Annotated in this window: 12 protein-coding genes; 7 read left to right on the top strand and 5 right to left on the bottom strand. The window is 65.0% G+C overall.

All coding sequences use genetic code 11. The annotated features are described in order from the left end of the window. Positions 1-8: 8 nt before the first annotated feature. Positions 9-1,130, bottom strand: a complete 1,122-nt coding sequence (locus tag FAY22_RS19985; protein ID WP_146332445.1) for a branched-chain amino acid ABC transporter substrate-binding protein — start codon at positions 1,128-1,130, stop codon at positions 9-11. A gap of 211 nt (positions 1,131-1,341) precedes the next feature. On the opposite strand from FAY22_RS19985, the gene FAY22_RS19980 reads away from it, so the two are divergent. The 7 genes from FAY22_RS19980 (at position 1,342) to FAY22_RS19955 (ending at position 6,436) form a co-directional block, all read left to right on the top strand. Next, positions 1,342-1,662: a cupin domain-containing protein gene (locus tag FAY22_RS19980; protein ID WP_146332443.1), complete on the top strand. Its 321-nt coding sequence runs from the start codon at positions 1,342-1,344 to the stop codon at positions 1,660-1,662. A gap of 61 nt (positions 1,663-1,723) precedes the next feature. Continuing rightward, positions 1,724-2,599, top strand: a complete 876-nt coding sequence (locus tag FAY22_RS19975; protein WP_146332441.1) for an ion transporter — start codon at positions 1,724-1,726, stop codon at positions 2,597-2,599. 13 nt (positions 2,600-2,612) lie between these two features. Then, a complete protein-coding gene (locus FAY22_RS19970) occupies positions 2,613-3,887 on the top strand; it encodes an amidohydrolase family protein (protein ID WP_146332439.1) in 1,275 nt (424 codons plus the stop codon). A 29-nt stretch (positions 3,888-3,916) separates the two neighbouring features. Beyond that, entirely contained in the window at positions 3,917-4,612 is a 696-nt protein-coding gene (locus FAY22_RS22205) for a hypothetical protein (RefSeq protein ID WP_210411857.1), read from the top strand. Beyond that, the gene (locus FAY22_RS22200) at positions 4,498-5,001 is read left to right on the top strand and encodes a DUF748 domain-containing protein (RefSeq protein ID WP_210411856.1); all 504 of its coding nucleotides are present in this window, start codon (positions 4,498-4,500) and stop codon (positions 4,999-5,001) included. The genes FAY22_RS22205 and FAY22_RS22200 overlap by 115 nt, the downstream gene beginning before the upstream one ends. 81 nt (positions 5,002-5,082) lie before the next feature. Beyond that, complete coding sequence (locus FAY22_RS19960; protein ID WP_146332437.1) at positions 5,083-5,709, top strand: LysE family translocator; 627 nt, start codon at positions 5,083-5,085, stop codon at positions 5,707-5,709. Positions 5,710-5,809: 100 nt separating this feature from the next. Continuing rightward, positions 5,810-6,436 (top strand): phospholipid-binding protein MlaC, encoded by a 627-nt coding sequence (locus FAY22_RS19955; protein ID WP_146332435.1) that lies wholly within the window; start codon positions 5,810-5,812, stop codon positions 6,434-6,436. 57 nt (positions 6,437-6,493) lie between these two features. On the opposite strand, the gene FAY22_RS19950 is transcribed toward FAY22_RS19955, so the two are convergent. From FAY22_RS19950 to mobA, 4 genes are all read right to left on the bottom strand, one after another. Then, complete coding sequence (locus FAY22_RS19950; protein WP_146332432.1) at positions 6,494-6,841, bottom strand: hypothetical protein; 348 nt, start codon at positions 6,839-6,841, stop codon at positions 6,494-6,496. Between the two features lie 12 nt (positions 6,842-6,853). Beyond that, entirely contained in the window at positions 6,854-9,217 is a 2,364-nt protein-coding gene (lon, locus tag FAY22_RS19945) for an endopeptidase La (protein WP_146333551.1), read from the bottom strand. Positions 9,218-9,502: 285 nt separating this feature from the next. Next, entirely contained in the window at positions 9,503-10,783 is a 1,281-nt protein-coding gene (glp, locus tag FAY22_RS19940) for a gephyrin-like molybdotransferase Glp (RefSeq protein ID WP_146332430.1), read from the bottom strand. Beyond that, a complete protein-coding gene (gene mobA, locus FAY22_RS19935; protein ID WP_146333550.1) occupies positions 10,780-11,379 on the bottom strand; it encodes a molybdenum cofactor guanylyltransferase MobA in 600 nt (199 codons plus the stop codon). The genes glp and mobA overlap by 4 nt, the downstream gene beginning before the upstream one ends. Between the last annotated feature and the right edge of the window lie 156 nt (positions 11,380-11,535).

Below are 11,535 nucleotides of genomic sequence, written 5' to 3'. Positions count from 1 at the left end.
ATTGGTTATTAATAGCTGGTCAATGCTGCCGGCTGGCCGTTCTTGAAATTGAAGATCGTGACCGGAGACTGCTTCATGTTGCCCTTCGCATCGAATGCGTAGGTGCCGGCGACGCCCTTGTACGAGGTCTTCGCGATTTCGGCGCTGACCTTGGCGGCCTCGGTCGAGTTCGAGCTCTTCATGGCGTTCGCGTACAGCATCATGCCGTCATAGAAGGATGCGGCATACACGTCCGGATCCTGGTTGAAGCGCTTCTTGTACTTGGCCTTGAACTCGGGACCGGCTGCGGCCTTGTCGAGGATGGCGCCACCCTGCGCGCACAGCACGTTGTCGCCCACCGCATCACCGCCGAGCTTGGCAGTTTCCGCCACGCAGACGGTGTCGCCGCCGAGCAGCTTGGCATTCACGCCGAGCTGCTTCATCTGGCGTGCCATCGGGCCGGCTTGCGGCGCGTAGCCGCCGAAGAAGATCGCTTCGACTTTCTTCGCCTTCAGGCTGGTCAGGATCGTGCTGAAGTCGGATGCCTTGTCGGTGGTGAATTCATGCGCGACCACGTTCAGGCCGGATGCCTTGGCTTGCTTCTTGAACTCTTCGGCCACGCCCTGGCCATAGGCGGTGCGGTCGTCGATCACGGCCACGTTCTTGAGCTTGAGTTCCTTGGCGGCGTACAGCGCCATCTTGCCGCCCAGCTGAGAGTCGCTGGCGTTGATGCGGTACAGGTTCTTGTAGCCCTGCTCGGTGACCTTCGGGTTCGAAGCCACGGTGGCGACGACGGCGCCGCCTTCGTTGTACACGCGCGAAGCGGGGATGGTCACGCCCGAGTTGTACGGACCGACGACGAATTTCACACCGCTGTCGATCAGCTTCTGTGCGGCGTTCACGCCGGACTTCGGATCGCCCTGGTCGTCTTCCGACACCAGCTCGAACTTGACCTTCTTGCCGCCGACGGTGATCGGCTTGGCGTTCAGTTCTTCGATGGCCAGACGCACGCCGTTTTCATTGTCCTTGCCGGAGAAGGACTGGGAGCCGGACAGCGGACCGCTGTGGCCGATCTTGACGACGACTTCCTGTGCCGATACGGTGCCGGCCAGACCCAACAGGGCGATGCCGCTGATAATCTTGTTTAACATTGTTTTCCTCACTTGAATGGATCCCGGGTGACCGATTTTGTCGATTGCCTCGGGGTACTTGCGTGAATCTGACGTTTCACGGACTTGGATTATGGAGAAGTTCCGGGCAAATTTTCTTGCGTTCTTCCATTCGAATTGACAAGCAGGCAGCAATTTATTTCTCCATTACCCGCAAATTCGAATTAAATTCGGTTTACCGACAGGAATCGACATGGAATACGGAAATTTATATCGCGACATTCCGGCGCAACTGCCTGCCGAGATCACAAACAGGCTGGCCGGCGCCGGTGACGTCAGGATCGAGCGCATCGTCTCGCGCGGCCACCGCTCGCCCCCAGGCTTCTGGTATGACCAGCCCGAACGGGAATGGGTGATGGTGCTCAAGGGCGAAGCGGCGCTGCGCTTCGAACAGGGCGACCGCCTGTTACGACTGGCCGAAGGCGACCATGTGACGATCCCGGCGCATGAAAGGCACCGCGTGGAATGGACCGCGCAGCACGAAGACACCATCTGGCTGGCCGTGTTTTATTGATGCGCGCCGCTACCGCCACGCGAGCGTTCCCCAGGCAACGACACAGGATCTATCCGCAACCATGAAGAAGCAGACAACCCCTTCCCGGATCGCGCAAGCCAATTTCGGCAAGCCTGACGCTGGCTGGCAGCTACGCCTGTACTCCATCATCTTCGAAGCCGACACGCCGGCCGGGCGGCGCTTCGACCTGCTGCTGATTTCGGCCATCCTGTTCAGCATCGTGGTGGTGATGGCCGACAGCGTGCAGGCGATCAGCCAGCGCCATGGCGCGGCGCTCGACGTGCTCGAATGGATCATCACGTTGCTGTTTACCGCCGAATACCTGTTGCGCATGGCATGCGTGAAAAACCCCTGGCGCTACGCGAAGAGCTTTTTCGGCATCATCGATCTGCTGTCGGTGCTGCCCACCTACCTGGCGTTCTTCGTGCCTGAAGTGCACTTGCTGCTCGATATCCGCATCCTGCGCCTGATCCGCATCTTCCGGATCCTCAAGCTGAGCCTGTACGTGCAGGAATACCAGATGCTGACCGACGCTGTGCGCGCCAGCAGCCGCAAGATCATGGTGTTCCTGTCGCTGGTGCTGATGGTGGTGCTGGTGATGGGAACGGTGATGTACGTGGTCGAAGGTCCGGAAAACGGCTTCACCAGCATTCCGAAGTCGATGTACTGGGCGATCGTGACCATGACCACGGTCGGCTACGGCGACATGACGCCGCATTCCGACATCGGCAAGGCGATCGCCTCGCTGATGATGCTGCTCGGCTGGGGCGTGCTGGCAGTCCCGACCGGCATCGTCACCGCGGAGATGACGACCCAGCGCCTGACGCGCGTGGTCACCACCCGCACCTGCCCGAACTGCCTGAGCGAAGGGCACGAAGCATCCGCGCAATACTGCAAGGATTGCGGCGCGCATCTGCCGCCCTACCGTCACAGCTGAAAGGAACAAGACGATGGATCTGCTCGTCCGCAACGCGACCCTGCCCGACGGCCGGCGCGGCATCGACATCGCCATTGCGCAGGGCCGCATCGCCGCGCTCGGCCCCGCCCTCGCCGCACGCGGCGCACGGGAAATCGACGCGGCCGGCGACCTCGTCACGCCGCCCTTCGTCGACGCCCACTTTCACCTGGATGCCACGCTCAGCCACGGTCTGCCGCGCGTGAACCGCTCCGGCACGCTGCTCGAAGGCATCGCGCTGTGGGGCGAGCTGAAACCGCAGCTGACGCAGGAAGCGCTCGTCGAGCGCGCGTTGCAGTATTGCGACTGGGCGGTGGCGCGCGGGCTGCTGGCGATCCGCACCCACGTCGACGTATGCGACGACCGCCTGCTGGCGGTGGAAGCGCTGCTGCACGTTAAGCGCCAAGTCGCCGCCTACCTCGACCTGCAGCTGGTGGCATTCCCGCAGGACGGGCTCTTGCGCAGCCCGACCGCCTTCGCCAACCTCAAGCGCGCCATCGCGCTGGGTGTCGAGGTGGTCGGCGGCATCCCGCATTTCGAGCGCACCATGGCCGACGGCGCGGAATCGGTGCGCCTGCTGTGCGAATTCGCAGCCGAACGGGGCCTGCGGGTGGACATGCACTGCGACGAAACGGACGACCCGGCCTCGCGCCACATCGAGACGCTCGCCTATCACGCGCAGCGGCTCGGCCTGCAGGGACGCGTGGCGGGCTCGCACCTGACTTCGATGCACTCGATGGACAACTATTACGTGAGCAAGCTCTTGCCGCTCATGCGCGAGGCTGGCGTAGCCGCCATCGCCAACCCGCTCATCAACATCACGCTGCAGGGCCGGCACGACAGCTACCCGAAGCGGCGCGGCATGACGCGCGTGCCGGAGCTGATGGCGGCCGGCATCGATGTCGCCTTCGGCCACGACTGCGTGATGGACCCGTGGTACAGCCTCGGTTCGGGCGACATGCTGGAAGTCGCGCACATGGGATTGCACGTGGCGCAGATGACGTCGCAGGAAGCGATGCAGGCTTGCTTCCTGGCGGTGACGCAAGCGCCGGCGCGCATTCTGGGGCTGGAGGGCTACGGCCTGGCGCCGGGCTGCCATGCCGACCTCGTGATCCTGGACGCGGGCGATGCGGTCGAGGCGATCCGCCTGCGCGCCGCACGCCGCTACGTGATCCGGCGCGGGCGCGTGATCAGCCAGTCGCCGCCGGCGCGCGCGACGCTGGACCTGCCGGGACGGCCGGACGGGGTCGACTTCCGGCTGCGGCGGTAAAAGCATAGAGGGAAGCAATGAAAAGAAACATGCAACGCACGCTGCTCGTCTCGGGCGCGGTGCTGATTGTGCTCGGCGCTGCCGCGGCCGGCGGCCTGCACATGGCGACCAAGGCGCTCAAGACCCAGGTCGAGCAGGCGCTTGGCGCCGACAGCGAAGTGGGGCAGATCGTGGTCGGCTGGTCGACCATCGAGGCGCATGGCGTGCGCATCCGCGCGCCCAAAGGCTGGCCGGCACCGGATACGCTGCGCGCCGAGCGCGTGGTGGTCACGCCCGACCTGGCCGGCCTGTTCTCGGCCAAGGTGCGCGTATCGCGCATCGCCGTCGACCATGCGTACCTGTCGGTCTGGCGCACCCGCGACGGCCGCGTGCGCCTGTTGCCCAGCCTGCTGGAAAAGCCGAGGGCGGACGGCACGCAGCCTGCTGCTGCGTCATCGCCGGCGCCGGAAGTCGCCATCGGCAGCATCGAACTGCGCGACGGCGTGCTGGAATTTTTCGATGCCAGCGTGCGCCAGCCTGCGCATAAGACGCGGCTGGATCAGTTGCAGGTGCGCGTCGACGACTTGCGCGTGCCGAGCCTGGCCTGGCGCTGGACGGCACCGTCAAGGGCGTGCAGCGCGACGGCCGGGTGTCGATCGGCGGCTGGGCCGAGCTGGCGGACAAGAATTCCGAAATCGCGACCAAGCTCTCCGGCGTCGACCTGGTGGCGCTGCAGCCGTACCTGATCAAGGCGTCGGAAACCGGCGTCAGGCGCGGCACGCTCGATCTTGCGCTGCAATCGACGGTGCGCCAAAACCGGCTGCATGCGCCGGGAACGGTGACGCTCTCCGGGCTGGAACTGGCGCCGGGCAATGGCGCCTTCGGCACCTTCATGGGCGTGCCGCGCCAGGCGGTGGTGGCGGCGCTGAAGAATCGCGACGGCCGGATCGCGCTGCACTTCACCCTCGACGGCAACCTGAACGACCCACAGTTTTCGCTCAACGACAGTTTTGCCCGGCGCATCGGCGCGTCGGTGGCGGAAACGCTGGGCATCAGCATCGAAGGGCTCACGCGCGGCGTGGGCAGCGCCGCACAGGGCCTGGGCGGAATGGTCAAAAAACTGTTCGGCAAGTAGATGCCATCTGCCCTGCCGCAATCAACGCGGCGGTGACGGCGTTACAATCGGCATGCACTCTTGCTTCTAGACAGGAAACCCATGATCCCGCTCGCAACCGCACTCGCTTTCTTCGCCACATCGGTCCTGCTGGCAATGACGCCCGGCCCCGACAATATTTTCGTGCTCACCCAGTCGGCGCTGCGCGGGCGGCTGGCCGGCATCCTCGTCACGCTGGGCCTGTGCACCGGGCTGATCGTCCATACGCTGGCGGTGTCGCTCGGCGTGGCCGCCATCTTCCAGGCGTCGGCGCTGGCCTTCACCGTGTTGAAGCTGGCCGGCGCGGCCTACCTGCTCTACCTCGCGTGGCAGGCGTTCCGCGCCTCGTCTTCCGGTATTGCAATGGGGAAAGGCAGCAGTGCCAGCCCCGGGCAGCTCTATCGCCGCGGCATCATCATGAACATCACCAATCCGAAGGTGTCGATCTTCTTCCTGGCCTTCCTGCCGCAATTCGCCGATCCGGCGCGCGGTTCGCTGAGCGGCCAGATGGTGCAACTGGGCGGCTTGTTCATCGTGTCGACCCTCTTGGTGTTCGGCGCCATCGCCCTGCTGGCCGGCCTGATCGGACAGCGCCTGAGCCGCTCGCAGCAAGCCGAGCGCGTCATGAACCGGATGGCCGGCACGGTGTTCGCGGCACTGGCACTGAAACTGGCGACCACGCAACGATGATGCCGCAGTGACGGCGCAGGCTGTCTTGGGCCATTTTCACGCGCGAGTGAACCGGCGCGGCGGCATCCCCTCTAACGAAATTCCATTCAGAAAGACGACGATGCAACTATTCCGCCTGTTCCTCGCGCTCGCCGGCTGGTCGCTGGCCGCCCTGTCCTTCGCCGCCGCCGAGCCGGCGCAGGAAGCACCGGACGAGATGGTCAAGCGCGTCACCGCCGAAGTGATGTCCATCGTGCGGCACGACAGAGAAATCAAGTCCGGCAACCAGGAGCGCATCCAGGAAGTCGTCGAATCCAAGATCCTGCCGTACCTGGACATGCGACGCGCCACCGCGCTGGCGGTCGGCCGGCACTGGCGCGCCGCCACGCCGCAACAGCAGCAGCAGCTGATCGACGCGTTCCGCTCGCTGCTGATGCACACCTATGCCGGCGCGCTGTCGCAGGTCGGCGACCAGAAGCTGGACTACGAGCCGCTGCGCGCCGCGCCCGACGCCACCGACGTGGTGGTGCGCTTCCGGGTGCAGCCCAAGCGCGGCGCCGAACCGGTGCAGGTCGGCTATCACCTCTACAAGTCGCCCGACGGCTGGAAGGTATACGACGTCAACGTGCTCGGCGTCTGGATGATCCAGACCTACAAGGACAGCTTCACCGCCGAAATCGGCCGTGGCGGCATCGACGGCCTGATCCGCACGCTGGAGGAAAAGAACAGGACGCTGGCGGCGCGCTAGCTCGCGCATGGCCGGCGCCACCCGGCGTGGCGCAGCGGCGCGTCACGTCTTCATCGCCTATTCATCGTGGCGCCCGCGCGGCGCGAACGGCAGATAAAACATCCGCATCGCCTGGTTCATCTGCTCGATGAAAACCTGCTGGGCCTGATCGACCATGCGGTCGTAGGCTTCTCGGTGAACGGTGCATTCGCACTCTTCGGTGACGAACCTGCCTTCCTCGAAGCGCGTTTCGCGCCGCTTCACATGCGCCTCGCCACCCTGGGCCGAGATTTCGGTGCAGGAATAACGGAAGGTGAACATCGCATTCCATGGACCGGGTGGACTGAACGGCGCCGGCGGCCTGCGCGGCTCTTCCTCGGCCAGTTGCCACAAGGCTTGCCTGAAGATGTCGAGTGCTCTGTTCATGCCAGTCTCCGTTCAGTGGTGGATGGGTAAGCCGACCGCCTCGCGCAACGCGTCGTCGACCGTTTCCAGCCAGACGAATTGCAGCGCGCGGCGTGCCTCTTGCGGAATGTCGTCCAGTTCCTTCCTGTTACGCGCCGGCAGCAGCACGCGCTTGATGCCGGCCTGCAGCGCCGCCAGCACCTTTTCCTTGATGCCGCCGACCGGCAGCACCAGCCCGCGCAGGCTGATCTCGCCGGTCATCGCGCAATCGTTGCCCACCGGACGGCGCGTCAGCAGCGAGCACAGCGCGACATAGATCGCCACGCCGGCGCTGGGGCCGTCCTTGGGCATGGCGCCGGCCGGCACGTGCACATGGATGTCGCTGCTGTCGAAGACAGCGGCATCCACGCCGAGTTCTGCACAATGCGCCTTGACCAGCGTGTGCGCGGCCTGCGCGCTTTCCTTCATGATGTCGCCCAGCTTGCCGGTCAGGATCAGCTTGCCCTTGCCCGGCGTCATGGTCGCCTCGATGAACAGGATGTCGCCGCCGGCCGGCGTCCACGCCAGGCCGGTGGCTACGCCAGGCAGGCTGGCATGCAGCGCCAGCTCGCTCTCGAACGTCTTCGGTCCGAGAATTTCCGCCAGATCGTCCGCGCCGAGATGCATCTGCTGCACGGACCCCTCGGCGATGCGCATGGCGACATGCCGGAAGGCGTTGCCGATCTCGCGTTCGAGGTTGCGCACGCCGGCTTCGCGCGTGTAATCGCGGATGATGGTGTCGATGGCCGCATCGTCGATGCGGCATTGCTGCTCGGTCATCCCATCCGCTTCGCGTAGCCGCGGCACCAGGTAGCGGCGCGCGATCTGCGCCTTTTCCTGCGCAGTGTAGCCGGGCAGGCGAATGACTTCCATGCGATCGAGCAAAGGCGCGGGGATAGTGTCGAGCATGTTGGCCGTGCCGATGAACATGACCTTGGACAAGTCGAATGGCTGGCCGAGATAGTTGTCGCGGAAATGCGCATTCTGCTCGGGATCGAGCACCTCCAACAGCGCCGCCGCCGGGTCGCCGTGCACGCCGGCGCCGAGCTTGTCCAGTTCGTCGAGCATCATGACGCAATTGCGGGTGCCGGCCTTGCGCAGTGCCTGGATGATATTGCCGGGCAAGGCACCGACATAGGTGCGGCGGTGACCGCGGATTTCCGCTTCGTCATGCACGCCGCCCAGAGAAACGCGCGCGAACTTGCGGCCGGTGGCGCGCGCCACGCTCTGGCCGAGCGAAGTCTTGCCCACGCCGGGCGGGCCGGCGAAGCACAGGATCGGGCTATTGCCGGCCGGATTGAGCTTGCGCACCGCCAAGTGTTCGAGGATGCGGCGCTTGACCTTGTCCAGGCCGAAATGGTCTTCGTCGAGGATGCGCCGCGCCTGCCCGATGTCGATGTGTTCCTCGCTCATGGCCGACCACGGCAGCTCGCTCATCCATTCGAGATAGGTGCACAGCATCGAATATTCGGCGGCCGCTTCCTGCATGCGTTCCAGCCGCTGCAGTTCCTTGCGCGCGTGCGCCTCGACCTCGGGCGGCATGCCTGCCTTGAGTAGCGCGGCCTTGAGCGTTTCGACGTCGGCCGTGGCGTCGGAGGCTTCGCCGAGCTCCTTCTGGATCGTCTTCAACTGTTCGCGCAGCAGGAATTCGCGCTGGCGGTCATCCATGCGCTCCTTGGTCTGCTCGTTGATTTCATGCGACAGCTTCAATACCTCGATGCGGTCGGACAAAAATTGCAGCACCTTGTCGAGCCGCTGCTGCAGGTTGCGGGTTTCCAGCACCTCCTGCTTTTGCTGCAGCGGCAAATCCATCAGGCCGGTGACGAAGTCGGCCAGCGCCGCCGCCGAGCTGATGTTCTGGGTTGCCGTCACCAGTTCGGCCGGGGCCTGCGGCAAGAGGTCGATGATCTCGGCGGCGCACTGCCTGAGCTGCAGCAGGCGGGCCTGGATATCGTGGCCCTGCTCGTTCTCGTCTTCCAGGAACTCGACGCGCGCCACGTGAAACGGATAGCCCTCCAGGAATTCCAGCGCGCGGATGCGCCGCTCGCCCTGGCACACGATATAGTGGCCGCTATCCTGCGACGTCAGGTAGCGCAGGATGTTGGCGCAGGTGCCGACCGGGTGGATCTGTTCGGGCGTGGGCGCCTCGATCTCGGAATCGTGCTGCAGCAGCAGCCCGACCGGCCGTTCGGCGCGCACCGCCTCCTGCGCTGCCGCGATCGAGCTTTCGCGGCCGACATTGATGGGCACGATCATGCCTGGAAACAGCACCGTGTAGCGTAAGGGAATGATGATCATCGCATCCGCCGGCAACGCCGGAAACTTGCTGGGAGTGGCCTTGATTTCTTCCATTGCCATGGCACTGTCGCTTTCAAGCGCGACTTCGAGGAATTGCTGCTGTTCCGTCTTGATCATTCTCGTTCTCGTCCAGGTTCTGAGGCCGGGCATGACGTCAACGGCGGCAAATCCTCTTGAATTCATCCCGCGAACTCATCCCGATATCGTCCTGTTTGACACGAACGGCCGGTGGGCTGTTCCGATAGCAAAGACCTTTAATGAATCAAAAGTGATACAAAAGATTGATGCCGGAAAAGAAAAAGGGCGGCCCATCGCCGCCCTTGCCGCTTGCCGAAGCAGGCAGGATCAGAGCAGGCCATCGAACGGCACCACCTCGACCAGATCGCCCGCATTGACCGTGCCCTGCTCGTGATGCAGCACCACCATGCAGTTGGCTTCCGACATCGAGCGCAGGATGCCCGAGCCTTGCGAGCCGGTAATGCGTACCGTCGCGCGGCCGTCCGCCCCGGCCGACAACATGCCGCGCTGGTATTCGGTGCGGCCCGGCTTCTTGCGGATCGGCGCCTGCGATACGGCCTGCAGGCGCGGCAGCGGCTCGGCGTACGCGCCCATCATGCGCAGCAGCGCGTCGCGCGCAAAGAAATAGAACGCCACCATCACCGCCACCGGATTGCCGGGCAAGCCGAACAGGTAGGCGCTCCGGCCGTTGGACGCGATGCGCCCGAAGGCCATCGGGCGTCCCGGGCGGATGGCGATTTTCCAGAATGCCACTTCGCCCAGTGTCGCCATCATCTGCTTGGTGTAGTCGGCATCGCCGACCGACACGCCGCCGGAAGTGATGACGGCATCGGCGTTTTCGCAGGCGCTGCGAAACGCCGCTTCCAGCGCCGCCGGCTCATCCTTGACCACGCCCATGTCGATCACCTCGCAGCCGAGCCGCGCCAGCATGCCGTACAGGGTGTAGCGGTTGCTGTCGTAGATGCAGCCGGGATCGAGCGGCTCGCCGATGGAACGCAATTCGTCGCCGGTGGAAAAGAAGGCCACGCGCAGCCGCCGGTAGACCGGCACTTCGGCGATGCCGAGCGAGGCGATCAGGCCGAGATCGGCCGGGCGCAGGATTTTTCCCGCCCGCAGCGCGGGCTTGCCGGCTTGCAGATCTTCGCCTTGCCGGCGGCGGTTGTCGCCGGGCTTGACCGCGCCGGGCGGAATCGTCACGGCCGTCTCCGATGCATCCTGCGTCAATTCCTGCGGCACCACCGTGTCGCAGCCGGCAGGCATGGGCGCGCCGGTCATGATGCGCACGCATTCGCCGGCGCCGAGCGTGCCCTGAAAGCCGCCGCCGGCCAGCACGGTGGCGGCGACCGTCAGTGTCACCGGCTGCGTCGCGTGCAGGTCGGCGCCGCGCAAGGCGTAGCCGTCCATCGCCGAATTGTCGTGCGGCGGCACGTCGATCGGTGAGACCAGGTCGTCGGCCAGCACGCGGTCGAGCGCGCTGCGCAGGGCCAGTTTTTCGACCGCCGTCACGGGCGTGACGAACTGGCCGATGAGGTGTTGCGCTTGCGCGACCGGCAAGGCGTCCGGATCGTAGCCGGATACGAGGCTGGCGAGGTGGGATAGGCTGTTCATGGATATTCAAAGCGGCGCAACTCTTCCACGGTATTGATGTTGCGGAAGGCGGCCTCATCGGGGAAAGGGACTTCGGCAAGCCGGTGCGAGCGGCACCAGGTCTCGAACTTGCGCCCGCCGTCTTGCAGGTAGGCTGTCAGGCTGGGCAAGACCGACACGCACATCAGGCAAAACACCGGGTGCAGCCGGCGCGCGCCGTTTTCGCCGGTAGCGGCCACGGCCAGTTCGGCATCCTGCGCGGCCAGTGCATCCCCCAGGCGCGCCACCAGGTCGGCCGGCAGGAACGGCGAATCGCAGGGCGCCGTCACCATGTATCCGGTGGCGCAATGCATCAGCCCGGCCTGCAGCCCGGCGAGCGGGCCGGCGAATCCGGACAAGTGGTCCGCCTGCAGCGGCAGGCCGAACGACTGATAGTGTGCCAAATTCTGGTTGGCGTTGATCATCACTGTCCCTACCTGGGGTGACAGGCGGTCGATGACGTGCTTGACCATCGGCTTGCCGTTCAAGGGTTGCAAGCCCTTGTCCACGCCGCCCATACGCGAGCCACGCCCGCCGGCGAGGACGAGTCCGGTGATCTGGCTGGTACTGGGTGTCATGAATGGGAAGTCGTGGGCAAGCGCCGGCCGGCGCGATGCGGCCATTGTAATTCCGGCATGCCTGTCTGTCGAATCGGCAAGCCCGGCCAGCCCTGCGTCGGCCAGGCCCGCAGAACTTAATGCCATTCAGCCAAGTCCAAGCAAACCCCGATGGCG

It is taken from the genome of Noviherbaspirillum sp. UKPF54 (genome assembly GCF_007874125.1).
Lineage (GTDB): Bacteria > Pseudomonadota > Gammaproteobacteria > Burkholderiales > Burkholderiaceae_D > Noviherbaspirillum.
This window is presented reverse-complemented; position numbering and strand designations above follow the sequence as displayed.

Excerpts from the sequence above, each read along its gene's own strand:
- FAY22_RS19985 (WP_146332445.1), bottom strand. The coding sequence starts at position 1,130 with ATGTTAAACAAGATTATCAGCGGCATCGCCCTGTTGGGTCTGGCCGGC.
- FAY22_RS19980 (WP_146332443.1), top strand. The coding sequence starts at position 1,342 with ATGGAATACGGAAATTTATATCGCGACATTCCGGCGCAACTGCCTGCC.
- FAY22_RS19975 (WP_146332441.1), top strand. The coding sequence starts at position 1,724 with ATGAAGAAGCAGACAACCCCTTCCCGGATCGCGCAAGCCAATTTCGGC.
- FAY22_RS19970 (WP_146332439.1), top strand. The coding sequence starts at position 2,613 with ATGGATCTGCTCGTCCGCAACGCGACCCTGCCCGACGGCCGGCGCGGC.
- FAY22_RS22205 (WP_210411857.1), top strand. The coding sequence starts at position 3,917 with ATGCAACGCACGCTGCTCGTCTCGGGCGCGGTGCTGATTGTGCTCGGC.
- FAY22_RS19960 (WP_146332437.1), top strand. The coding sequence starts at position 5,083 with ATGATCCCGCTCGCAACCGCACTCGCTTTCTTCGCCACATCGGTCCTG.
- FAY22_RS19955 (WP_146332435.1), top strand. The coding sequence starts at position 5,810 with ATGCAACTATTCCGCCTGTTCCTCGCGCTCGCCGGCTGGTCGCTGGCC.
- FAY22_RS19950 (WP_146332432.1), bottom strand. The coding sequence starts at position 6,841 with ATGAACAGAGCACTCGACATCTTCAGGCAAGCCTTGTGGCAACTGGCC.
- lon (WP_146333551.1), bottom strand. The coding sequence starts at position 9,217 with ATGGCAATGGAAGAAATCAAGGCCACTCCCAGCAAGTTTCCGGCGTTG.
- glp (WP_146332430.1), bottom strand. The coding sequence starts at position 10,783 with ATGAACAGCCTATCCCACCTCGCCAGCCTCGTATCCGGCTACGATCCG.
- mobA (WP_146333550.1), bottom strand. The coding sequence starts at position 11,379 with ATGACACCCAGTACCAGCCAGATCACCGGACTCGTCCTCGCCGGCGGG.